The organism is Chelativorans petroleitrophicus, assembly GCF_025398195.1.
GTDB classification, from domain to species: domain Bacteria; phylum Pseudomonadota; class Alphaproteobacteria; order Rhizobiales; family Rhizobiaceae; genus Chelativorans; species Chelativorans petroleitrophicus.
Genome location: NZ_JAODNV010000008.1, coordinates 74,581 through 98,110 on the forward strand (window position 1 = coordinate 74,581; position 23,530 = coordinate 98,110).

Consider the following 23,530-nt stretch of genomic DNA (forward strand, 5'->3'; position numbering starts at 1 on the left):
CATGAACGATGCAGTTCCGCTCCTTTCCGTACCCGTGGCCCAGCTTGGCGCGACGACAATTTCGCTCGGCCAGGCGGTGTTTGCCGCCGGGCTTCTCTTCCTCATTCTGTTCGCGCTTCTACTCCTTGCCCTGTGGCGGGCGAGCCGGGCGCGGGCGGAGGCTGCGGAAGAGGCGGCGCTGAGGGCGCGCGAGGCGGAGGCCCGCATGGCCGAGCTCACCAAAGCCCAAGCCGAGCTGCAGGGCCGCATGGGCACTATCGCCGAGGTGTTTGGCAGCAGGCAGGCGGAGCTGACCAGGGCCATCACCGAAAGGCTCGACGGCATGACGGCACGTCTCGGCCAGTCGATCACGGAGCAGACGAAATCCACGCACGAAAATCTCGCCAAGCTGCAGGAACGGCTGGCGGTGATCGACACGGCGCAGAACAACATTCAGGCTCTGGCCGGCCAGGTGGTGCAGCTGCAGCAGATTCTCTCCAACAAGCAGACGCGCGGCGCCTTCGGCCAGTCGCGCATGGAGGCGATCGTCGCGGATGGCCTGCCGCACGGGGCCTATGAGTTCCAAGCCACGCTTTCCAACGGGAGCCGGCCCGACTGCCTGATCAGGATGCCGAACGGCGCGCCATCGCTGGTCATCGACGCCAAATTTCCGCTGGAGGCCTGGAACGCGATCCGCGCCGCCAGCGAAAGCGAGGGCGGAATGGAGGCGCGACGGGCCGCCGAGAGCGCTTTCCGCCGCGATGTGGAGGTGCACATCAAGGCGATCGCGGAGAAATATCTGATCCCCGGCGAGACACAGGACACGGCCTTCATGTTCGTGCCGTCCGAATCGATCTTCGCCGAAATCCACGAGAATTTCGAAGCGCTGGTGCAGAAGGCGCATCGCGCCCGCGTTGTGATCGTCTCGCCGTCGCTGCTCATGCTGTCGATTCAGGTCATCCAGGCGGTGCTCAAGGACGCGCGCATGCGCGAGCAGGCGCATCTGATCCAGGCCGAAGTGGCGAAGCTGATGCAGGACGTTTCCCGTCTCGACGACCGTGTGCGCAAGCTGCAGGCCCATTTCTTGCAGGCCAACAAGGATATCGACCTGATCCTGACCTCCGCCGACAAAGTGACCAAGCGCGGGGCCAAGATCGAGGCGCTGGAGCTGGGAGCGCCGAGCGGCGCGGAAGCCATGCCCGACGGGGAGGAAGAGAGCCCCGGCATCGGAACGCGCTCTGGCACTTTGCGGCTGAGGGTCGTGGAGGAGTAGTCCCTCTACCTCCTCCCATGAGCCCACTACAATGCGGGCTCGACTATCGCGCCACCGCTTCGGCCAGTTCCGCTATCAGCCTTGCGTCTTCGGCCGGCCTATCCTTCTTGGCCGTGACGAGACACGCCTCGGAGCGCAGGATGATGCCGTCCTCCAGCACCTTCAGGTGATTGGCCTTGAGCGTCGAGCCGGTGGACGTGATGTCGACGATCACATCGGCGGAGCCCGCGGCCGGCGCGCCCTCGGTGGCGCCCAGGCTTTCCACGATGCGGTAGACCTGGATGCCATGCTTCTGCGAGAAGAATTGCTGGGTGAGCCGCCAGTATTTGGTAGCGATCCTGAGGCGGCGGCCATGGCGGTGGCGGAATTCCGCCGCCACGTCATCCAGATCCGCCATGGTCGAGACATCGAACCAGACTTCGGGTACGGCCACCACCACATCCGCTCGCCCAAAGCCGAGCCGGGCGGATATCTCCACCCCCGTCTCCCAATCGGGAATCGTCTCGCGCACGAGATCTTCACCGGTCACGCCGATGTCGATGTTGCCGCGGTCGAGTTCGCGGGCAATCTCGGAGGCTGAAAGGAAGGTCACTTCCAGCCCGTCGAGCCCATCCACGGCGGCACGGTAGCGCCGTTCGTTCTCCGGCAAACGGATGGGATAGCCCGCTTTCCGCAGCCGTTCGATGGCCTCATCCCTCAGCCGACCCTTGGAGGGAAGCGCCAGGGTTACGGTCATGGCCTTTCCCCCCGGACAGCCGCGATGCGGTCGAGCCAGATCGAGAAGCCGACGCCTGGAATGGGGCTTTCCGCCCCGAGCAGCGTAAGCAGCCGGTCATAGCGGCCGCCGCCTACCAGAGGCTGGCGCAGGCCTTCCGCGCAGATCTCGAAGATGAAGCCGGTGTAATAGTCGAGCGGCCGTCCGAACCCGGCATCGTAGCGGATGTCATCGAGCGGCATGCCCTGCTGCCCGATGTGGCTCACGCGGGCACCGAACTCCGCCAGCGCCTCGTCGAGCACGATGCCAGCCTGCTCGGCAAAGGCGGCGAGCCTTTCGCCCGCCTCCGCAAGCGGCGTGTTGATGGCGAGGAATGTTTTCAGCGCGTTGAGCGCGTCGTCGGAAAGGCGGACGCTGCGCAGCCTCGCCTTCTCGATGAGCCGGTGCGCGATCTCGCCCGGCTCGCGCCCGGCCGTGGGCGACAGGCCCGCAGCCTGCATCGACTCCTCGATATGCTGCGTCAGCCGCGCCTCGTCGCCGCGGGCGACCAGGCTTGCCACCTCGCGCGGCAGATTGGCTGCGCCTTGAGGATTGGCGCATTCGGCAATCGCCGCCTCCAGCATCGCCGGAGAGCCGAAGGCGCGCGTGAGCCGCTTCTGCCAGCCGCGCGGAAGGCCGAGCGCGGAAAGAACCGCCTCGAAGACGGCCTGATCGCCCAGCGTGATCTGAAGTCTGGTGCCCGGCAGGACGCGCGAGAGGATGGCGTGGGCATCGCCGAGCGAGCGCGCATCGGCCGCCGCACGATCAGGGCTTCCAAGGTCCTCGATGCCGGCCTGGAAGAACTCGGCACCCCCTTCGCGGCGCTGGCGGAAGACCTCGCCCAGATAGGCATAGCGGCGCGGTGTGGTCGCGCGCTTTGCGATGTGGTCGAGGCAAACGGGAATGGTGAATTCCGGCCGCAGGCAAAGCGTCTCGCCCGTCTCGCTTTCGGTGAGGAAGATGCGCCGGCGCAGATCCTCTCCCGCCATGTCGAGGAAGGGATCGGCAGGCTGGATGATGGCGATGTCCGTCAGCGTCGCCTCGCGTTCTGCGAAGAGGTTAAGGATTTCACCGGCAAAGGACGGGTAGCGGGAGGTCATCGCAACACCCACCTCCGCGCGGGGCCAAGGCCTCCCATGCGCTCCTGCCGGAACGGATCTGCCGGAGTGCTGGGCCTCACCCCGCGCGCTCCTGCCGCTGTGCTTCGAGCACGCGCTTCACCGCCGCCACCATCTCGCTCTCGGGCACCGAGAACTGCGCCGGGCGGGATTCGCGCCATTCGACGTTGCTCTCGATCTGTTCGGAAAGGCGCTTGCCCTCCTCAAGGTCCTTGATCTGTACCTCGCCCTTTTCGCGCTCGTCGCCACCCTGGATCACGACGCAGGGGCTGCCGCGCCGGTCGGCATATTTCATCTGCGCCTTCATGCCTCCGCCGCCCAGATACATCTCCGCGCGGATGCCCGCATTGCGCAGTTCGGCAACGAGGCGCTGATAGCGGCCGAGGCTTTCGGTGTCCTTGTCCATGGCTAGCACAACGACCGGGGCGATGGTTTCAGCGGTCTCCAGCTTGCCCAGGTTCTTCAGCGCCGTCATGAGGCGGGAGACGCCGATGGAAAAGCCCGTGGCCGGCACCGGCTCGCCGCGGAAACGCGAGACAAGCCCGTCATAGCGTCCGCCGCCGCCGACGGAGCCGAAGCGGACTATTTGACCTTCTTCGTTGGGGATTTCCGCCAGAAGCTCGGCTTCGAAGACAGGACCCGTATAGTATTCGAGACCTCGGACAACAGAGGGATCGACTACTATCCTTGGCGGCTTACCCCCGTAGCCGGCATCTAAAACTAGTCCCATTATCTCCTGAAGTTCCCGCACACCAGCGTCACCTGTGGGGCTGTTCGAGATTATTGCGAAAAGCCGATCAAGGTAGTTCCTTTGCCTATCAGCGGACGCGTGGCCATCGATTGGTCCGATATCGGGAAGGATCACTGTCAGAATTTGCGCTATCTGCTCTTCATCAAGCCCCGCGCCTCTCGTGAAATCGCCGCTCTCGTCCAGCCGCCCCTTCCCGAGCAGCTCTCGAACGCCTTCCGGCCCGAGCCTATCCAGCTTGTCGATCGCCCTTAGCACGGTCAGCCTGCGCCCGGCATTCTCCTCGCCGCCGAGGCCGATCGCCTCCAGCACGCCGTCGAGCACCTTGCGGTTGTTCACGCGGATCACGTAGTCGCCGCGCTTGATGCCCAGCGCCTCCATCACGTCGGCCATCATCATGCACATCTCGGCGTCGGCCGCGACGGAAGGCGCGCCGACCGTATCGGCGTCCACCTGCATGAACTGGCGGAAGCGCCCCGGCCCCGGCTTCTCGTTGCGGAAGACCCAGCCGGCGCGATAGCTGCGATAGGGTTTTGGGAGGCGCTCGAAATTCTCCGCCACGAAGCGGGCGAGCGGCGCGGTCAGGTCATAGCGCAGCGACAGCCACTGCTCGTCATCGTCCTGGAAGGAGAAGACGCCCTCGTTCGGCCGGTCCTGGTCCGGCAGGAATTTGCCCAGCGCATCGGTGTATTCGATGATGGGCGTTTCCACCGGCTCAAAGCCGTAGAGCTCGTAGATGGCGCGGATTTTCGCCACCATCTCGTCCACGGCACGGATGTCGGCGGGATGTCGGTCGACAAGCCCGCGCGGGAGCCGTGCCTTCACCCTGTCCGCCTTGTCAGCCATGCCGAATATCCGTCTTCTGCGATCCATGAACGCGCCCCGCAAGCCGGGCGCGGCTGTCCTATCCGATAAGGGGTTGAGCGGCAAGGGCGCTGTCCCGCCTGTCAAAGCGGGTGACAGCCTGCCTTCCATGCGCTAATCCCTCGCGCGTTTGCCGGCCGGCATCTCCGGCCTGGATGATTGAGGAGCCCCCATGCCGCAACCGCCGGCCATGATCGAAAGCCTTGATGCTGTCGCCGCACCCTATCAGACGATCCTGTCCGACGTCTGGGGCGTGGTCCACAATGGCGTGCGAGCCTTCCCGCAGGCCACCGCAGCGTTAAGCCGTATGCGCGCGCAGGGCAAGGCGGTGGTGCTGATCACCAATGCACCGCGGCCGCACGAGCACGTGGAAGAGCAGTTGAGGCTCCTGGGCGTGCCCGACGAAAGCTGGGACCGTGTGGTGACCTCCGGCGACGTGACGCGAAACCTCATACGCGAGGCGCCGCGCAAAATCTTTCATATCGGGCCGGACCGGGATCTGACGATCTATGAAGGCATCGATGTCGAGCTGGTGGAGGAGTTCGAGGCGGACGCCGTGGTGTGCACTGGGCCCTTCGACGACGAGACGGAAACCCCGGAGGACTATGCCGAGCTTCTGGCCCGGCTGCGCGCGCGTAACCTGCCCTTCATCTGCGCCAATCCGGACATTGTGGTGGAGCGGGGCGACCGGCTCATCTACTGCGCCGGCGCGCTCGCGCGCGAATACGGGCTTCTTGGTGGGCGCACCCTGATCGCCGGCAAGCCCTTCCGGCCGATCTACGAGGCGGCATTCGAGGCGGCGAGCGAAGTGCTGGGCCGCACCGTCGGGCCGGACGACACCCTTGCCATAGGCGACGGCGCGCTCACCGACCTGAAGGGCGCGGCCGGCATGGGTATCGACGTGCTTTATGTGGCAAGCGGAATTCACATCGCCGAGTATCAAAAGGATGGCAGGCTGGATCCGGCCCTCCTCTCCGCCTTTCTCGAAAAGCATGGCCATCAGCCTGTGGCGGTCATCGACCGATTGGTGTAGAGAACGGCCGTGGTGGCATTCTCACGCATTTCCGGCATCGAAAGCTTTCCCCCGCACCTGCGCAAAGGCGTAGTGGCGATCGGCAATTTCGACGGGGTGCATCGCGGCCATCAGGCTGTGCTCTCGCGCACGCTGGAGCTCGCGGAGGCCAATCAGGCGCCGGCCGTGGTGCTCACCTTCGAACCGCATCCGCGCCAGGTCTTCCGGCCGGACATTCCCCTCTACCGGCTGACGCCGGCGCCCATGAAGGCGCGCCTCATCGAGGCGCTCGGTTTTCAGGCCGTGGTGGAGCAGCCCTTCGACCGCGACTTCTCGCAGCTTCCCGCCGAACGCTTCATCACGGACGTGCTGCTGAGCGGCCTTGATGTCAGCCATGTGGTGACCGGGTTCGATTTCCACTTCGGCAGGGACCGGGGCGGAACGCCCGAAACGCTTCAGGAGGCGGGAAAGCGATTGGGCTTCGGCGTATGCCTGGTCGAGGCCTTTTCCGACGAGAGCGGCGAAATCGTCTCTTCCAGCCGCATCCGCGCGCTCCTTACCCAAGGTCGAGTGGCGGAAGCGGCCGGGCTGCTCGGCTACCGCTACACGGTGGAGGCGACGGTGCGCGACGGCGCGAAGCTTGGCCGCATGCTGGGCTTTCCCACGGCCAATATGGCCCTTCCCGAGGAAACGGCCCTCGCCCATGGCATCTACGCCGTGCGCTTCCGCCGTGCCGACGGCAGCCTTTATGACGGCGTCGCGAGCTTTGGCCGGCGCCCCACCGTGACGGAGGACGGCGCGGCCCTGCTTGAAACCTTCCTGTTCGATTTCGACGGCGATCTTTACAGCGAGACCTGCGCGGTATCCTTCTTCGGCTTCCTTCGCGGAGAGGAAAAGTTCGACGGGGTCGACGCGCTCATCGAGCAGATGAAGCGCGATGAGGCGGAGGCGCGGGCGCTGCTTTCAGGCGTCCGGCCGCTTTCGGCGCTGGATGGGAGGATGAGTTTTAGTGAGTAGCGAAATAGCGAGTAGCGAGCAGTGAGCGGGAAATAGGGGACAGTGCGACTGGATCTGCGCTTGTTCGTATGTCAACACCATCCCTATTCACTACTTCGCTATTCGCCACTTTCCTCTATTCGCTCCCCTCCCCTTTATTCTTGCCGCCGCCTCGGCTAAAAGCGCCAGCCATGGACACTGGCCCTATACCGTTTCTGATACGAATTACCGGCCCGGCCTTCCGGACAGCCTGAGCGCTGCGGAAGGTCCGGGGTTTCTCGCGCACCGTCATGCGCCATCCGCCTCTTGATACTGTTGTCGACGGGGCCATCTGGCTACCCGTGCTTTCCATGGCGAAACAATGAGCGAACCGTCCGAAAAGCTGGATTATTCAAAGACCCTCTATCTGCCGCAGACCAACTTTCCCATGCGCGCGGGGCTGCCGCAGAAGGAGCCGGAGATCGTCGCGCGGTGGCAGGAGATGGACCTCTACCGGAAGCTGCGCGAGGACGCGAAGGGGCGGCCGCTCTTCGTGCTGCATGACGGCCCACCCTACGCAAACGGCAACATCCATATCGGCCACGCGCTCAACAAGGTGCTGAAGGACGTCATCACCCGCTCCTTCCAGATGCGCGGCTATGACTCGAACTACGTGCCCGGCTGGGACTGCCACGGCCTGCCCATCGAATGGAAGATCGAGGAACAGTATCGCGCCAAGGGCAAGAACAAGGACGAGGTGCCGATCAACGAGTTCCGCAGGGAATGCCGCGAATTCGCCGAGCACTGGATCAAGGTTCAGGCGGAGGAATTCCAGCGCCTCGGCGTGGTGGGCGATTTCAAGAACCCATACCTCACCATGGACTATCACGCGGAAGCCCGCATCGCCGGCGAGCTTCTGAAATTCGCCATGTCCGGCCAGCTCTATCGCGGCTCGAAGCCGGTGATGTGGTCGGTGGTGGAGCGGACGGCGCTTGCCGAGGCCGAGGTCGAGTATCACGACTATGAGAGCGATACGATCTGGGTGAAGTTTCCGGTTCGATCCGCGCACCATGATCCAGACGACAAATCCGTGCACGATCTTATGGATGCGTATGTGGTCATCTGGACGACCACGCCCTGGACGATCCCTGGCAACCGCGCGATCTCATATTCGCCACGCATCACCTACGGTCTCTATGAAGTCACAGCGGCTGAGAACGATTTCGGCCCACAGCCGGGCGAAAAGCTGATCTTTGCAGATGTGTTGGCTGAGGAGTCTTTCGCAAAAGCAAAGTTGCAGTACCGAAAGCTGCGCGATTTGGAACCGGGGGAGCTTTTTCCGCTCACCTGCTCTCATCCATTAAAGGGCCTCGGCGGCGGCTACGAATTCCCCGTGCCTCTCCTTCCCGGCGATCACGTCACCGACGATGCCGGTACGGGCTTCGTGCACACGGCACCCGGCCACGGTCGGGAGGACTTCGACGTCTGGATGGAGAACGCACGCGAGCTTCAAGAACGCCGCATCGACACCGCCATCCCCTTCACCGTGGATGATGCCGGTTTCTTCACCAAGGACGCGCCCGGCTTCGGCCCGGACCGTCCCGGCGGCCCGGCCCGCGTCATTGACGACAAGGGCAAGAAGGGCGACGCAAACAAGGCCGTCATAGACGCGCTTATTGAAAAGAACATGCTCTTCGCGCGCGGGCGGCTGAAGCATCAGTACCCGCATTCCTGGCGTTCGAAGAAGCCCGTCATCTTCCGCAACACGCCACAATGGTTCGTCCATATGGACAAGGAACTGGGCGATGGCACCACGCTGCGCTCACGCGCGCTCAAGGCCATTGACGAAACCCGCTTCGTGCCCGCCGCCGGCCAGACGCGCCTTCGCGCCATGATCGAGGAACGGCCCGACTGGGTGCTTTCGCGCCAGCGCGCCTGGGGCGTTCCCATCTGCGTATTCGTCGATGAGGATGGCGAAATTCTCAAGGACGAGGTGGTCAACGCCCGCATTCTTGACGCCTTCGAGAAGGAAGGCGCTGATGCCTGGTTTGCGGAAGGCGCCAAGGAGCGGTTCCTGGAAGGCCGCGACGACCAAGACCGCTGGACGCAGGTCAAGGACATCCTCGACGTCTGGTTCGATTCCGGCTCCACGCATGCCTTCACGCTCGAGGACCGGCCGGACCTCAAGTGGCCGGCGGACGTCTATCTCGAAGGCTCCGACCAGCATCGCGGCTGGTTCCATTCCTCGCTGCTCGAATCCTGCGGCACGCGCGGACGCGCACCTTACGACACGGTCATCACCCATGGCTTCACCATGGATGAGGAAGGCCGCAAGATGTCGAAGTCGCTCGGCAACACCGTCGTGCCTCAGGATGTGATGGCCAAGTCCGGTGCCGATATCCTGCGCCTTTGGGTGGTCACCACCGATTACTGGGAGGACCAGCGGCTCGGCCAGAACATCCTGCAGACCAATATCGACGCCTATCGCAAGCTCAGGAACACGATCCGCTGGATGCTGGGCACCCTGGCGCATGACGAGGGCGAGAATGTTCCGCTCGCCGAGATGCCGGAACTGGAGCGGCTGATGCTGCACCGGCTTGTCGAGCTCGATCAGGTGGTGCGCAAGGGATACGACAATTTCGACTTCAAGCGCATCATGCGCGCGCTCATCGACTTCATGGTGGTGGAGCTTTCCGCCTTCTATTTCGACGTGCGCAAGGATGCCCTTTACTGCGACGCACCCTCAAGCATCCGCCGCAAGGCGGCCCTTCAGGTGGTGCGCCAGCTCTTCGACTGCCTGGTGACATGGATGGCGCCCATGCTGCCCTTCACCATGGAGGAGGCCTGGCTTGAACGCTATCCGCAGGCCGAGTCGGTGCATCTGGCGCAGTTCCCGGAGGTGCCCTCGGCCTGGCGCGACGAGACACTGGCGGAGAAATGGCGCAAAGTGCGCCAGGTCCGCCGCGTCATCACCGGCGCGCTGGAGATCGAACGCAAGGAGAAGACCATCGGCTCCTCGCTGGAAGCCGCACCCGTGGTTCATGTTACCGATCCCGACCTCAAGGAAGCGATCCGCGATGTCGACATGGCCGAGGTTGCCATCACCAGCGGCATCGAAATCCGCGACGATGCGCCCCCGGCCGATGCCTTTACGCTGGAAGATGTGAAGGGCGTCGCCGTCGTATTCCGGCGTGCAAGCGGCAAGAAATGCGCCCGCTCCTGGCGCTACACGGAGGACGTGGGCTCTGATCCCGACTTTCCGGATGTCTCGGCGCGGGACGCGGCCGCGCTGCGCGAATTGCGGGCCCTCGGCAGGCTCGGGTGAGGACGGCATCCGCCGCCCTCCCCGACCGGTTTACGCGGATGGCCGCCGTTGCGTCGCGGCGGTTCGTCCGATAAAAGGCCTATAAGCAAGCGCCATCATCTCGTCTGATTTCTGGGCGAATGCGAGGCGGAACGTCAGCAAAGGCGCCGGGGAGTACTAACGTTGAAGTTTTGTGATTGCGGCGCACGCATCCGCGGCGGACAGATGCGCGCAAAGGCCGGATGGACGGGTGTCGCGCTCGTGTTTTCGGCGGTTGCGCTTGCCGGCTGTGGCAGCCCCACCTACGGCACCGGCGTTACGGCCGAACAGCAGCTGCTGGAGGATGTCACGGGCGTCCTGTCGCTGGCTCCCAAGCGGGGGCCGCAGATCGACTACAAGCCACGTCCGGAGCTCGTCAAACCGCCTTCCTTGGAGGTGCTGCCGCCGCCGCAGGAGAGCATCGCCTCGACCAACAATCCGGCCTGGCCCGAGTCCCCCGAAGAGCGGCTGGCGCGAATCCGAGCGGAAGCGACGGCCAACCAGGACAATCCGCGTTACCGGCCCAACATCATTCGGGACCTGCCCAGAGACAGCCAGCCGACAACCTGGGAAGACCCGAATGACGGCGTCATCGGACCGACATCGCCTGAGCAGCGCGCGGAAATCCTGCGCCGCAGGCAGATTGCCAACCAAGGCAGCCCTACCACGCGCCGCTATCTCAGCGACCCGCCGCTCGATCTGCGTCAGCCGGCATCCACCGCGCCGGTCGACGATCTGGGCGAGGACGAGTGGAAGAAGGAGCGCGCGGCCAAGAGTGCCGGCGGGTCGGGCGGCTTGCGCCGGCTCATCCCCTGGCTGAATTAGGCCTGCCGCCGCCTAGAGGTCTCCGTTCTGCGCCTCGCGGCGCAGCACGAAGAAATCCTTGAGCAGCGCTGCCGCTTCGCTTTCGGCCAGTCCCCCGTAAACCTCCGGCGCATGATGGCAGGTCGGCTGGCTGAAGAAACGTCCGCCATGGATGACGCCGCCGGCCTTCTCGTCGGCGGCGGCAAAGTAGACCCGGCGGATGCGCGCGAATGAAATGGCCGCCGCGCACATGGCGCAGGGCTCCAGCGTCACATAGAGATCGGCGCCCGTTAACCGTTCGGAGCCCTCTTCGCGGCAGGCTTGCCGGATGACGAGCATTTCGGCATGTGCGGTAGGGTCGGCAAGTTCGCGGGTGCGGTTTCCCGCGCGCGCTAGGATTCTGCCGTCGCGCACGATCACGGCCCCCACCGGCACCTCGCCGCGCGCGGCCGCAGCCCGCGCCTCTTCAAGCGCGGTATCCATGAAGCTGGCATAGAGATGCGATCGACGTTCGGCCAATCTTTTTTGCTCGCAACGCTCAGGACGAATTGATACCTAGCCGCGCTGAAAGGCAAACGCCACCATGACGGACGAAAAGAAACAAAAAGCAGGGCGCGCGAAGCCGGACGCCCTATCGCAGGAAAAGCGGAAGCAGCGCGCTGAAGCTTCCGCCCGCCTGGGCGACGAGCGCATCGCGCGGCGGCTCGCGCGCGCCGGGGTCGCCTCGCGCCGCGAAGCGGAGGCCATGATTGCCGCCGGCCGAGTGAAGGTGAACGGCAGGCGGCTCAGCTCGCCCGCCGTCAACGTGCTGCCTTCGGACCGCATCGAGGTGGACGGGGAACCCATTCCCGCGGTGGAGCGCACGCGGCTGTTTCTGTTCCACAAGCCGGCGGGCGTCGTCACGACGACACGCGATCCGGAAGGCCGCAAGACGGTTTTCGACATCCTGCCGGAGGGCCTGCCGAGGCTTATCACGGTCGGCCGGCTCGACATCAACACGGAAGGACTGCTGCTTCTGACGAATGACGGCGGCCTCGCCCGCGTGCTCGAACTACCTTCGACCGGCTGGCTGCGGCGCTACCGCGTGCGCGTGCACGGCAAGGTCGATCCGCTCAAGCTCGCGGAGCTCGAGCATGGGATTGCAGTGGACGGCGTCTTCTACGGCGCGATCACCGCCACGCTTGACCGGCAGCAGGGTTCCAACGCCTGGCTCACCGTCGGCCTACGAGAAGGGAAGAATCGCGAGGTCAAGAATGTGATGGGGGCGCTTGGCCTCGAGGTCACGCGGCTCATCCGCGTCTCCTACGGGCCGTTCCAGCTTGGCGAACTGCCGGAAGGCGCGGTACAGGAAGTCAGGGGCCGTACCCTGCGCGACCAGCTTGGCCCGCGCCTGATCAAGGAAGCCGGAGCCAATTTCGACGCGCCGGTCATGCGTCCCCTGCCGAACAAGCCCATCCAGGCGAAGAAGAAACCGGCGGATAAGCCCGCCGCGCCTGAACGCGGTACGGCTGAGAAAAAACCGAAACTGCACAGAAAGGCCCGCCAGGACCGTCGCGAAGCGTTGCGCGAGCGCCTGCAGACGAAGCCTCCCGGAAAGCGCAGCTCAAAGATGCCACAAAAGAGCGCCGCTGCAGGGCCACGTGAATCGCGTTCGCGTGGCACTCATGTGTGGATGGCTCCAGGCGCGCGGCCGACGGCGGGCTCCAAAGCGAAATCGGGCAAGGGATCGAGGCGGAAGTAGGAAACAATGCGCGTAGTTGGAGGCAGCTTTCGCGGACGGCGGCTTGCGGCACCGCATTCGGATGCGATCCGCCCCACCACAGACCGAGCCCGCGAGGCGCTGTTCAATATTCTGGAGCATGCCTATCCTGGCACGATCGAAGGCGCGCGCGTACTGGATCTCTTCGCAGGCACCGGCGCGTTGGGCATCGAGGCACTGTCCCGGGGCGCCGCCTTCTGCCTTTTCGTGGAACAGGCGGCAAGCGCACGCGCTTTGGTGCGGCAGAACATAGAAAGCCTTGGGCTTGCCGGGCGCACACGCATCTTCCGCCGCGATGCGACGCATCTCGGACCGGTGGGCACCATGCAGCCCTTCAGCCTCGTCTTTGCCGACCCGCCCTACGGCCATGGACTGAGCGAAAAGGCGATCGCTTCCGCGCTTGCCGGCCATTGGCTGCGGAAGGACGCGCTGATCGTAGTGGAGGAGGCCGAAGCAACGCCCTTCGAGCCGCCTGCCGGGATCGTGCTTCACGAGCGGCGCACCTACGCCACGACCACGCTCACCATTTGCGGTCTGGCCTGAGCGGCGCTTCCGCCAGCGGAGCGAAACGTGGTACCCGATCTGCATCCGCATCAAGGAGCTCGCAGACGTGACGAAGACAAAGGCGGCATCCGAACGTAAACCTGAGACACCCGCCAGCCGAAGCGGCGACGGCTATCCGACCTTCGCCGTCGCCTTCGGCGGAGGCGGAGCGCGGGGGCTGGCGCATATCCACGTCATCGAGGCGCTGGACGAGATGGGCATCCGGCCCGCCGCCATATCCGGCTCGTCCATCGGCGCCATCATGGGCGCGGGAATGGCGGCCGGCATGCGCGGCACCGAGATCCGCGCCTATGCAAGTTCGGTACTGTCCAGCAGGGCCGAGGTGGCCGCCCGCATCTGGCGCGCCCGTCCGGCCAGATTTGCGGAGATGATGGAAGGGGGCCTGCGTCTCGGGCAATTCAACGCCGAACGCATCCTGAAAGCGTTCCTACCGCCGCAAATTCCCGACGTGTTCGAGAAGCTTGCCATACCTCTCAAGGTGACCGCGACGGATTACTACGGCCATCGCCTCGCGGTTTTCGAGCGGGGAGAGCTGCGCTCGGCCCTTGCCGCCTCGGCCGCGCTGCCATCCATTTTCCGTCCGGTCCTGCGCGACGGCATGACGCTGATTGACGGCGGCATCTACAATCCCGTGCCCTTCGACCTTCTTGAGGGAACGGCGGATATCCTGATTGCCGTGGACGTGGTGGGCGCTCCCACAGTGCGCTCGCCCAAGACGCCTTCCACCATCGAGATGATGTTCGGCACCACGCAGCTCATGATGCAGTCCATCATTTCCATGAAGCTCGAGAAGAAGCGGCCGGACATCCTGCTGCGGCCCGCAATCTCTGGCTTTCGCGTCCTCGATTTCCTAAAGATGGACGAGATCATGGCCGAGACCGCCACCATCAAGGACGAATTGAAGCGCAGCGTCGAGGCCATCCTGAAAAAGCGCGCGGCATAAGCAGGCATGCGGCGCCACAAGCGCCATTGCACCGACGGCTGCCGGACCATAAATGCCGCTCATGTCTTGCAATGTGTCACCTCTCCGCCAAATTGGCACACAACTGCGCCGCCCGGCGGCCACAACCCTGAAGGTCCAGCATGAATGCTTCCCATGACGACCAGAGCCTTCTCGACCGCGTCGGCGCCCTCGTAGAGGCTGCAAAGCGCGCTGGAGCGGATGCTGCCGATGCGGTGGTGGTGCGCGCCCGCTCTTCAAGCGTCTCGGTGCGATTCGGAAAGGTGGAAGGCACCGGCGCTTCGGAAAGCGACGACATGTCGTTGCGCGTTTTCGTCGGCAGGCGGGTGGCAAGCGTGTCCGCAACCGTCGGCTCCGACCCGGCGGCACTTGCCGAGCGCGCCGTCGCCATGGCCAAGGCCTCGCCGGAAGACCCCTATCAGGGTCTTGCTGATCCGGACCGTCTGGCGCGCGAGATCGCCGATCTCGATCTGATCGACGACACGGAAGTCACGGCGGAGCGGCTGAAGGAAGACGCGCTTGCCGCGGAAGAAGCCGCGCTTGCCGTCCCGGGCGTGACCAACTCCTCCGGCGCCGGTGCATCGGCCGGTTCGGGCGGCCTGGTGCTTGCCACCTCGCATGGCTTTGTCGGCCAATACCGCGCGACGCGCTTCTCCCGGTCCGTCAGCGTGATAGCCGGCGAAGGCACAGCCATGGAGCGCGACTGGGACTATTCCTCCCGCCTCCATTTTGCCGATCTGGACCCGCCGGAAAAGATCGGCCGCACCGCCGGCGAGCGGGCCGTCCGGCGGCTCGGCGCGCGCCGCGTGAAAACGGGCGTCTTCCCCGTGGTCTACGATCCACGCGTGGCTCGCGGCATCGCCGGCCATATCGCCGCCGCCATCAATGGCGCCTCGGTTGCGCGCAAGACGAGCTTCCTGCGCGACATGATGGGAAAACAGATCGCCTCGGCGGCCGTGACGGTTACGGACGATCCGTTCCGCAAAAGAGGCCAGTCATCGCGCCCCTTCGATGGCGAAGGGGTGGCGGGCGAACGCCTTACGCCCGTGGAAAAGGGCGTGCTGACGGCCTGGCTCCTGTCCACCTCCTCCGCGCGCGAGCTTGGCCTTGAGACCAACGGACGCGGCGTGCGCGCCTCCTCCTCAGTCAATCCGTCTTCGACCAATTTCGCCATAGAACCGGGCGAGACCTCGCCGGAAGATCTAATCTCCTCCATCCAAAGCGGCTTCTACGTCACGGAGGTGTTCGGCCAGGGTGTCAACCTCGTGACCGGCGAATACAGCCGCGGCGCGTCAGGCTTCTGGATCGAGAACGGCGCCATCGCCTATCCGGTGTCGGAGGTCACCATCGCCTCAAATCTCAAGGAGATGTTTCTGCGGATGACGCCGGCGAACGACCTCGACCGCAACTACGGCACGGCTGCCCCGACCTTGCTTATCGAGGGAATGACCGTTGCTGGCGAATGAGCCCGTCAACCCCACGGACGAACTGAGTCTGATCGAGGAGGCGGCCCGCGAGGCGGGCGCGATAGCGATGCGCTTTTTCCGCCGGGAGCCGGAGGTGTGGTGGAAGGAAGGCCACTCCCCCGTGAGCCAGGCCGATCTGGAGGTGGACCAGTTCCTGCGGCGCGCGCTCCTCGGTGCCCGGCCGGATTACGGCTGGCTCTCTGAGGAAACCACCGATACGACCGAGCGGCTTTCAGCTCCGCGCACATTCGTGGTCGATCCCATCGACGGGACCCGCGCCTTCATCGCCGGCAAGGCCACCTGGTGCGTCAGCATCGCACTGGTGGAGAACGGGAGGGCAATCGCCGGCGTGCTCGACTGCCCGGCAACTGGCGAGGTCTTCACCGCCTGGTCGGGCGGCGGAGCCCGCCTCAACGGCGAGCCCATCGCCGTCAGGCAGGCAGGCGAAACCTTCGCGATGGCGGGGCCCGAAAAAATGGTGAAGCGCCTGCCGCCTGACATCTATGCCCGCGTGACGCCGCATCCTTACGTTCCTTCCCTCGCCTACCGGCTGGCGATGGTGGCCCGTGGCGAGCTGGACGCCACCTTCATCAAGCCCGCCTCCCATGACTGGGATCTGGCGGCCGCGGACATCATCCTTGCCGAGGCCGGCGGGAGCATCGTCGATAGCGCCATGCGGCGACCACACTATGCCGGACCCGATCCGCGCCGTGAGGCACTTGCCGCGGGCCATGGACCGCTGCTCCAGGTCATGGCGGATGTGGTCGCCCGCCTCCAGGAGTAGCGTGTTAATTGCCACCCGCGGTGTAAATGGTTGGCTAACTACAGGAATTCATTTAGATGAAGGCGGGTGCTTCGCGTGAAGCGGCGGTTCGGCCGGGCGCGGAATGCCGCCACAAAACCTCCCTAAAAGGGTAAGAGATGAGTGCCATGGCCGAGGATAAGCAAAAGAAGCAGCTTCTCCATCTCGTCTTCGGTGGTGAATTGACGGCGCTTGGAGGAACGGAGTTTCGCGATCTCCAAGCGCTCGACATTGTCGGCATCTTTGGCGACTACAAATCAGCCGAAGCCGCCTGGAGAGCAAAGGCGCAGGAGACGGTGGATAACGCCCATATGCGCTATTTTATCGTGCATCTCCATCGCCTCCTCGACCCGGACACGGACAAAGCCGGCCGGGGTTGAACCATGGATAACGAGGCGCTCGCGCGCTCACGCCCGTCGGTGAAGCCGCGGCGCCGCCGGAGGGTCATGAAGGCGCTGTGGCAGCGCATCCGTCAACCGCTCGCCCGCTCCCGCGTGGCGAAGAATGTGCTCGCCTCCATCATCGCCGCCGCGCTTCGCCTGGTCGAGCGCACAAACCCGCGCGTGCCCGGGTCAAGCGACGTGGAAGAGGCGATCGCCGCTTATTCGCCCGCCATTGTCGCCATGTGGCACGGCCAGCATCTTCTTGCGCCTGTGATGTATCCGCGCGGGCACAGGATCGTGGCCCTGGTCTCCCGCAGCGCGGACGCGGAGCTGAACGCGCTGGTGGCGGAAAAGCTCGGTTTCGAGATCGTCCGCGGCTCGGGCGGACGCGCGGGAGCGCAAAGGGTCGAGAAGGGTGGAGCTTCCGCACTCATCCAGCTTAAACGCACCATCGACGCCGGCTGCAACGTGGCCATGATCGCCGACATCCCCCACGGCAAACCGCGAGAGGCGGGGCTTGGCATCGTCACACTCGCGCGCCTGTCCGGCCGGCCCGTGCTGCCCGTTGCGATTGCAACAAGCCGCCGGAAGGTGCTGGAGCAGACCTGGGACAAGACGACCCTGCACCTGCCTTTCGGCCGCAGCGCCATCATCATCGGCAAGCCGATCCATGTGTCGGCCGATGCCGGCGAAAAGGAGATGGAAGCAAAGCGCCGGCAAGTCACGGATGAGCTCAACCGAACCATTCGCGAGGCCTATGCGCTCGTCGACGGACGGCCTCCTTCAAGCGACGGTGCGCGATGAGCGAACGCTGGGCCCGGGCAATGCTTACCGCATATCGCTGGGCGGGTGCCGCGCTTTACCCAGTCATCGGCGGCTATATCGTCTGGCGCGTAAGCAAGGGCAAAGAAGACCGCGCGCGCAGGCACGAACGCTACGGCTATGCGGCGGCGCCGCGCCCACCTGGACCGCTGATCTGGATGCACGCTGCCAGCGTGGGCGAGACGATGGCGGTGCTCGGGCTGATAGAGCATTTTCTTTCAAGCGGCATCAACGTCGTGCTTACGACAGGTACGGTGACGTCGGCGCGCGTGGCGGCCGAAAGGTTGGGCGACCGGGTCACCCATCAATATGTTCCGCTCGACCTGAAGCCCGCCATCAGCCGCTTTCTGAATCACTGGAAGCCGGATCTTGCGATCATCGCTGAATCGGAGATCTGGCCCATGACCATTCTGGAGCTTGGCGCGCGCCGCGTGCCGCAGGTTCTGGTGAACGGCCGTATGTCCGACCGCTCCTTCGAGCGATGGAGCAAGCGCCCCTCGCTGGCCGAGGCGTTGTTTGAAAACCTCGCCCATGTGGTCGCGCAATCCGAAGTGGATGGAGAGCGGTTCCGCCGGCTGGGAGCGAGGCCCGTCACCGTTTCGGGCAATCTGAAGGTGGACACGCTGCGGCCGCCGGTCGATGAGCAGGTGCTCGCGGCCATGCGACGGGCAATTGGCGGACGCAAGACCTGGGCCGCGGTCTCCACCCATGCGGGCGAAGAGGAGATTGCCGCCGACGTGCACTGCATGCTGCGCAGGCGCTATCCCGATCTGCTGACCATCATCGTGCCGCGCCATCCGGAACGGGCCGCGGACCTCAAGGCCGCGTTCGAAGCGCGCGGACTGAAGGTCGCGCTGCGCAGCAATGCGGAGGCCCTTACGCCGGAGACCGACATTCTGCTGGGCGACACGATCGGCGAGATGGGCCTTTACCTCAGGCTGACCGAGATCGCCTTTGTCGGCCGGTCGCTCGTGGGCGAAGGAGGGCAGAATCCGCTGGAGCCCGCGATGCTGGACACGGCCGTGCTGTCGGGACCCAATGTGCAGAACTTCCGCGACGCCTATCGGCGCCTCATCGAAAGAGGTGGCGCCAAGCTGATTCGTGACGGACAGATGCTGGCGGGGGCGGTGAACCTTCTCCTCCGGGAGGACAAGTTCCGCTCCCGCATGATCGCCGCGGGCAGGGCCACGGTGGAGGACATGTCGGGAGCACTCCCGCGCACGCTGGCGGCGCTCGAGCCCTTCATCCATCCGCTCATCGTCAAAAGCCGCCTGGAAGGCGGCAATGGCGGGCCGCGCAAGGCATGAGCGGGCTCAGCGAAGCGCCGCCCTTCTGGTGGACGAAGGCGGACTGGCGCGCCTGGGCGCTGTGGCCCCTATCGGCGGTGTACGGGCTTGTGGCGGGCAGCCGCATGGCCACGGCGCGGCGAGAGCCCATCCCGGCGGCGGTGCTGTGCGTCGGCAATTTCACCGTCGGCGGTGAGGGCAAGACCCCGGTTTCCATCGCGCTTGCCAAGGAGGCAAGGCGCCAGAAGCTGAAAGCAGGCTTCCTGTCGCGCGGCTATGGCGGCGGTATCACGGGGCCGCACCTTGTCGATGCTGATCATGACGGCGCGCGCGCGGTGGGCGACGAGCCTCTTCTGCTCGCAAGGCATGCGCCCACCGTCATCAGCGCAAACCGCGCCGCAGGGGCGCGGCGTCTCGTGGAGGAAGGCTGCGATTTCATCATCATGGACGACGGTTTCCAGAGCGCGCGCATCCACATGGATTACGCGCTGATCGTCGTCGATGCGCGCCGAGGGCTCGGCAACGGGCACGTCATCCCGGGCGGGCCGCTCAGGGCGCCGCTCATCGAGCAGATGCGCCACGCGGATGCCGTTCTGACGATGGGGTCGGGCGATGCCGCAGAAATCGTCATCCGCCGCGCCGCCCGGGCCGGCAGGCCCGTCTTTTCGGCGCATTTGCGGCCCCGCAACGCGCGGGGGCTCAAGGGTCAGCGCGTGCTCGCCTTTGCAGGCATCGGCAATCCAGAAAAGTTCTATGACACGCTGCGCGACGTAGGGGCGGTAATCGTCTCCACGCGCACCTTTCCCGATCATCACCCCTTCAGCGAGGAGGAGATGGCGGAGCTTGCAGCGGAAGCGGCCGCGAACAGCCTCGAGCTGGTGACGACGGAAAAGGACCTAGTGCGGCTGAAGCATGGATCGAAAGCCATGCTCGACTTCGCCGCGTCGGTTAAGACGCTGCCCGTGGAGGCGGTCTTCGATGGCGTTGGCACGGCGGAGGCCATTGTCCGCGAAACACTGAAGCGCTGGCGTGAGCGGATGCTGCAGACTCCGTAGCCGGATATTGCACCCGGGACTTTCGTTCCGTCACATCCCGTACCGGCGTCCAGCCCGCACCTTTCAGCACCGCGCCCGCAGATCAGGATTCATTTCCAGTTCGCGCTTAAGCGAAACCTCGGCGTTCAGATAGGGCTCCTGGCGGGCGACGCTCCAATATTTAAGCTCTTCCAGCGGAATGGCCTCGCCCGTCACCGCGCAGCGCACGAAGGCGCCCGGCGTGATCACCTGAAAATCGCCGTCCAGATACCGAACCCGCGCTTCCCGAGCGCCCGGTCCCTCGAAACGGTTCATGCGGATTGCCCTTCTTGCATCGGCTCCATGCGCCACATTTCGCGCCGCCCGTCAAGCCGCCGGAGCCGGCCTTTATCGCCGCCCGAACAGCCGCTCTATATCGCCAAGCTTGAGCTCGATATAGGTCGGCCGCCCGTGATTGCACGTGCCGGAGCCGGGCGTCGCCTCCATCTGGCGCAGAAGGGCGTTCATCTCCTCGGGCTTCAGCCTGCGTCCGGCGCGCACCGAGCCATGGCAAGCCATGGTGGCGGCAATGCGGTCGATGCGCTCCCTGAGGCTTTCGGCCGTGTCATTTTCAGCGATCTCATCGGCGAGGTCTCGCACGAGGCCGGCGGCATCGACTTCGCCCAGCATGGCCGGAGTTTCCCGCACCGCGACCGCGCCGGGACCGAACCGCTCCAGCCGGAGGCCCAGCCTCGCCAGCAGATCGGCATGGGCGGCGAGCCGTTCGACATCCTCTTCCGGCAGTTCTACGATCTCCGGCATGAGCAGCATCTGCGTGGGCAGCGGCCGGGCATGGATCGCCTGCTTCAGCGCTTCATAGACAAGCCGCTCGTGGGCGGCGTGCTGATCCACGATGATGAGGGAATCCTCGGTCTGGGCGACAATGTAGTTTTCATGCACCTGGGCGCGCGCCGCACCTAGCGGCCGCCGCGTCAGTTCCGACGGCACGGGAGCCTCGGATGCACGCGCGTCGGCGCTGACAGCCACCCCTACCTCGAAGCTCTCCTGGCGCGCCTCCGCGAAACCGTTGGTCTTGTGCGCGTTGCCGAAATCGGCATCGAGCGGACGGCTCGGCGAGGATGCGGGGCTCCACCCCCCGCTGTACCGCTGCTCATGCGGAAATGGCCGATGCCCGGAACCGTTGCCGTCCCGGCCACGGGCCGTCGGGTCGGGCACCCGGAAAGCGCTCAGCATGGCGGCGGCACCCGTCGTGGAGGCGCGTATGCCGCCTGCCTCCAGCGCCTGCCGGATCGCCCCCACGATCAGTCCGCGAACCAGCCCGGGATCGCGGAAGCGCACATCCGCCTTGGCCGGATGCACGTTGACGTCCACCAAGGCCGGGTTGAGGGAGAGAAACAGCGCCGTGACCGCATGCCGGTCGCGCGGCAGAACATCCATATATGCCCCGCGGATGGCCCCGGCGATGAGCTTGTCGCGCACCGGCCTGCCGTTCACGTAGGCAAACTGGTGCAGGGCATTGCCGCGGGAAAACGACGGAATGGAGACGTAGCCCGAAAGGGCGACACCCTCACGCTCAGCCTCGATGGGAAGCGCGTTTTCGGGGAACTCCCGGCCGAGGATCTGGGCAAGGCGCAACCGCAATCCCTCGCCGTCCGCAGGCACGGCGGGCAGGTCCAGCGTAGTTCTGTCCGTGCCGGAAAGCGTGAAGCGGACAGCGGGAAAGGCAAGCGCGATGCGCTTGACGACCTCCGTTATGGCCGAAGCTTCCGCGCGCGTTCCCTTCATGAATTTGAGCCGTGCCGGCGTGGCGAAAAAGAGATCGCGCACCTCCACAGTGGTGCCGCGATTGGCCGCAACAGGCCTCACGGGCCCGGCGCGCCCGCCCTCCAGAACGATTTCCGCGCCGCTGTCCGCATCCGCCGTTCGCGAGCGGAGCGCAAGCCGGGCTACGGAGCCGATCGACGGCAGCGCTTCGCCACGGAAACCCAGCGATCGGATATCGTTTATGTCGTCCGAAAGCTTGGAGGTGCAGTGCCGCGCCACAGCCAGCGGCAGTTCCTCCGCCGGAATGCCGGTGCCGTCGTCGATGACGCGAATGAGCGTCAGACCGCCCCCGGCGGTCGCCACTTCTATACGGCGCGCACCGGCATCGAGCGCGTTCTCGACCAGCTCCTTCACGACGCTCGCAGGCCGCTCGATCACCTCGCCGGCGGCAATACGGTTTATGATCGTTTCAGATAGCTGTCGGATGGCCATGAGCGGATGATAGGGGGATTCGGCTGATGTGCGAAGGACATTGCGCGGGCGGGCCACTTGTGCTTGCTTCCGCACGGCACTGCGAGCAACTGTCAGTTCAAGGAAGGGGCCGGCATGAACACGAACAACCCCAAAACGGCTTTCGTCTGGGATGACCCCTTTCTTTTCGAGGACCAGCTGGCGGACGAGGAGCGGATGATCCGCGATGCGGCGGCGGCCTTTGCCGCCGACAAGCTCGCCCCGCGCATCGAGCACGCCTACATGAACGAGGAGACGGACCCGGAAATCTTCCGCCAGATGGGAGCGGCGGGGCTGCTCGGCGTCACGATTCCCGCCGAATATGGCGGCGTGGGCGCCAACTACGTCTCCTACGGCCTCGTTGCGCGCGAGGTGGAGCGCGTCGATTCCGGCTACCGCTCCATGATGAGCGTGCAGTCCTCGCTGGTGATGTATCCGATCCATGCCTATGGCTCGGAGGAGCAGCGGCAGAAATACCTGCCGAAGCTCGCCGCGGGAGAATGGATCGGCTGTTTCGGGCTGACGGAGCCGGATGCCGGCTCCGATCCCGGCTCCATGAAGACGCGGGCGGAGAGGATCGACGGCGGCTACCGCCTCACCGGTACCAAGATGTGGATCTCCAACGCGCCGATCGCCGACGTCTTCGTGGTGTGGGCGAAATCGGCCGCCCACGACAACCAGATCCGCGGCTTCGTGCTGGAGAAGGGCATGAAGGGCCTTTCCGCGCCGAAGATCGGCGGCAAGCTGAGCCTGCGCGCCTCGATCACCGGCGAGATCGTCATGGACGGCGTGGAAGTGCCGGAAGACGCCCTGTTGCCGGGCGTTTCCGGCCTCAAGGGGCCGTTCGGCTGCCTGAACCGCGCCCGCTACGGCATCGCCTGGGGCGTGATGGGGGCGGCGGAGGACTGTTGGCACCGGGCGCGCCGCTATGGGCTGGAGCGCCGCCAGTTCGGCAAGCCGCTTGCCGCGATGCAGCTTTACCAGAAGAAGCTTGCCGACATGCAGACGGAGATCGCGCTCGGGCTTCAGGCGGTGCTGCGGGTGGGGCGGCTGATGGACGAGGGCCGCTTCGCGCCGGAAATGATCAGCCTGGTGAAACGCAACAACTGCGGCAAGGCGCTTGAAATCGCCCGTGCCGCGCGCGACATGCACGGCGGCAACGGCATCCAGATCGAATATGCGGTGATGCGGCATGCGCAGAACCTGGAGACGGTCAACACCTATGAGGGCACGCACGACGTGCACGCCCTCATCCTCGGCCGCGCCCAGACCGGCTTGCAGGCGTTCTATTGAGGGGTGATTGTGGTGG

General features: G+C 65.2%; 20 protein-coding genes and 1 pseudogene. 15 read left to right on the forward strand and 6 right to left on the reverse strand.

Translation table 11 applies throughout. The annotated features are described in order from the left end of the window. The first annotated feature begins 1 nt into the window (after nucleotide 1). Complete coding sequence (locus tag NYR54_RS07775; RefSeq protein ID WP_261515051.1) at nucleotides 2-1,252, forward strand: DNA recombination protein RmuC; 1,251 nt, start codon at nucleotides 2-4, stop codon at nucleotides 1,250-1,252. Nucleotides 1,253-1,295: 43 nt separating this feature from the next. On the opposite strand, the gene hisG is transcribed toward NYR54_RS07775, so the two are convergent. The 3 genes from hisG to hisS all read right to left on the reverse strand — a co-directional run bounded on the left by hisG (nucleotide 1,296) and on the right by hisS (nucleotide 4,745). Continuing rightward, nucleotides 1,296-1,988, reverse strand: coding sequence for an ATP phosphoribosyltransferase (hisG, locus tag NYR54_RS07780; RefSeq protein WP_261515052.1), 693 nt, complete (start codon nucleotides 1,986-1,988; stop codon nucleotides 1,296-1,298). Continuing rightward, nucleotides 1,985-3,106 (reverse strand): ATP phosphoribosyltransferase regulatory subunit, encoded by a 1,122-nt coding sequence (locus NYR54_RS07785; RefSeq protein WP_261515053.1) that lies wholly within the window; start codon nucleotides 3,104-3,106, stop codon nucleotides 1,985-1,987. The genes hisG and NYR54_RS07785 overlap by 4 nt, the downstream gene beginning before the upstream one ends. A 76-nt stretch (nucleotides 3,107-3,182) precedes the next feature. Further along, nucleotides 3,183-4,745 carry a histidine--tRNA ligase gene (gene hisS, locus NYR54_RS07790; RefSeq protein WP_423738591.1) on the reverse strand — a complete coding sequence of 521 codons (1,563 nt, stop codon included), beginning with the start codon at nucleotides 4,743-4,745 and terminating at the stop codon, nucleotides 3,183-3,185. Nucleotides 4,746-4,908: 163 nt separating this feature from the next. On the opposite strand from hisS, the gene NYR54_RS07795 reads away from it, so the two are divergent. From NYR54_RS07795 to NYR54_RS07810, 4 genes are all read left to right on the forward strand, one after another. Then, nucleotides 4,909-5,769 (forward strand): TIGR01459 family HAD-type hydrolase, encoded by an 861-nt coding sequence (locus tag NYR54_RS07795; protein ID WP_423738592.1) that lies wholly within the window; start codon nucleotides 4,909-4,911, stop codon nucleotides 5,767-5,769. Between the two features lie 9 nt (nucleotides 5,770-5,778). Continuing rightward, entirely contained in the window at nucleotides 5,779-6,765 is a 987-nt protein-coding gene (locus tag NYR54_RS07800; protein ID WP_261515055.1) for a bifunctional riboflavin kinase/FAD synthetase, read from the forward strand. Nucleotides 6,766-7,105: 340 nt separating this feature from the next. Next, nucleotides 7,106-10,048, forward strand: a complete 2,943-nt coding sequence (gene ileS / locus NYR54_RS07805; protein ID WP_261515056.1) for an isoleucine--tRNA ligase — start codon at nucleotides 7,106-7,108, stop codon at nucleotides 10,046-10,048. Nucleotides 10,049-10,252: 204 nt separating this feature from the next. Then, complete coding sequence (locus tag NYR54_RS07810; RefSeq protein WP_261515057.1) at nucleotides 10,253-10,891, forward strand: hypothetical protein; 639 nt, start codon at nucleotides 10,253-10,255, stop codon at nucleotides 10,889-10,891. 12 nt (nucleotides 10,892-10,903) lie between these two features. Here NYR54_RS07810 and NYR54_RS07815 read toward each other — a convergent pair whose 3' ends face one another. Next, nucleotides 10,904-11,353, reverse strand: a complete 450-nt coding sequence (locus tag NYR54_RS07815) for a nucleoside deaminase (protein WP_261515212.1) — start codon at nucleotides 11,351-11,353, stop codon at nucleotides 10,904-10,906. 100 nt (nucleotides 11,354-11,453) lie between these two features. On the opposite strand from NYR54_RS07815, the pseudogene NYR54_RS07820 reads away from it, so the two are divergent. The 9 genes and pseudogenes from NYR54_RS07820 to lpxK all read left to right on the forward strand — a co-directional run. Next, nucleotides 11,454-12,326: pseudogene (locus NYR54_RS07820) on the forward strand (pseudouridine synthase); the annotation flags it as partial. Between the two features lie 291 nt (nucleotides 12,327-12,617). After that, nucleotides 12,618-13,172: a 16S rRNA (guanine(966)-N(2))-methyltransferase RsmD gene (rsmD, locus tag NYR54_RS07825; protein ID WP_261515058.1), complete on the forward strand. Its 555-nt coding sequence runs from the start codon at nucleotides 12,618-12,620 to the stop codon at nucleotides 13,170-13,172. A gap of 67 nt (nucleotides 13,173-13,239) precedes the next feature. Beyond that, nucleotides 13,240-14,136, forward strand: coding sequence for a patatin-like phospholipase family protein (locus NYR54_RS07830; protein ID WP_261515059.1), 897 nt, complete (start codon nucleotides 13,240-13,242; stop codon nucleotides 14,134-14,136). Nucleotides 14,137-14,276: 140 nt separating this feature from the next. Continuing rightward, entirely contained in the window at nucleotides 14,277-15,620 is a 1,344-nt protein-coding gene (locus NYR54_RS07835) for a TldD/PmbA family protein (protein ID WP_261515060.1), read from the forward strand. Further along, complete coding sequence (locus NYR54_RS07840; protein ID WP_261515061.1) at nucleotides 15,607-16,404, forward strand: 3'(2'),5'-bisphosphate nucleotidase CysQ; 798 nt, start codon at nucleotides 15,607-15,609, stop codon at nucleotides 16,402-16,404. The genes NYR54_RS07835 and NYR54_RS07840 overlap by 14 nt, the downstream gene beginning before the upstream one ends. Nucleotides 16,405-16,550: 146 nt before the next feature. Beyond that, a complete protein-coding gene (locus NYR54_RS07845; protein ID WP_261515062.1) occupies nucleotides 16,551-16,802 on the forward strand; it encodes a DUF4170 domain-containing protein in 252 nt (83 codons plus the stop codon). A gap of 66 nt (nucleotides 16,803-16,868) precedes the next feature. Beyond that, the gene (locus NYR54_RS07850) at nucleotides 16,869-17,609 is read left to right on the forward strand and encodes a lysophospholipid acyltransferase family protein (RefSeq protein WP_261515063.1); all 741 of its coding nucleotides are present in this window, start codon (nucleotides 16,869-16,871) and stop codon (nucleotides 17,607-17,609) included. Continuing rightward, a complete protein-coding gene (gene waaA / locus NYR54_RS07855; protein ID WP_261515064.1) occupies nucleotides 17,606-18,934 on the forward strand; it encodes a lipid IV(A) 3-deoxy-D-manno-octulosonic acid transferase in 1,329 nt (442 codons plus the stop codon). The genes NYR54_RS07850 and waaA overlap by 4 nt, the downstream gene beginning before the upstream one ends. After that, entirely contained in the window at nucleotides 18,931-19,968 is a 1,038-nt protein-coding gene (gene lpxK / locus NYR54_RS07860) for a tetraacyldisaccharide 4'-kinase (protein ID WP_261515065.1), read from the forward strand. Before waaA ends, lpxK begins: the two co-directional genes overlap by 4 nt. A gap of 63 nt (nucleotides 19,969-20,031) precedes the next feature. On the opposite strand, the gene NYR54_RS07865 is transcribed toward lpxK, so the two are convergent. Both NYR54_RS07865 and mutL read right to left on the reverse strand, forming a co-directional pair. After that, the gene (locus NYR54_RS07865; protein WP_261515066.1) at nucleotides 20,032-20,262 is read right to left on the reverse strand and encodes a DUF2093 domain-containing protein; all 231 of its coding nucleotides are present in this window, start codon (nucleotides 20,260-20,262) and stop codon (nucleotides 20,032-20,034) included. 72 nt (nucleotides 20,263-20,334) lie between these two features. Then, nucleotides 20,335-22,203, reverse strand: coding sequence for a DNA mismatch repair endonuclease MutL (mutL, locus tag NYR54_RS07870; RefSeq protein WP_261515213.1), 1,869 nt, complete (start codon nucleotides 22,201-22,203; stop codon nucleotides 20,335-20,337). Between the two features lie 114 nt (nucleotides 22,204-22,317). Here mutL and NYR54_RS07875 point away from each other — a divergent pair, with 114 nt between their 5' ends. Next, nucleotides 22,318-23,514: an acyl-CoA dehydrogenase gene (locus NYR54_RS07875; RefSeq protein WP_261515067.1), complete on the forward strand. Its 1,197-nt coding sequence runs from the start codon at nucleotides 22,318-22,320 to the stop codon at nucleotides 23,512-23,514. Nucleotides 23,515-23,530 lie beyond the last annotated feature (16 nt).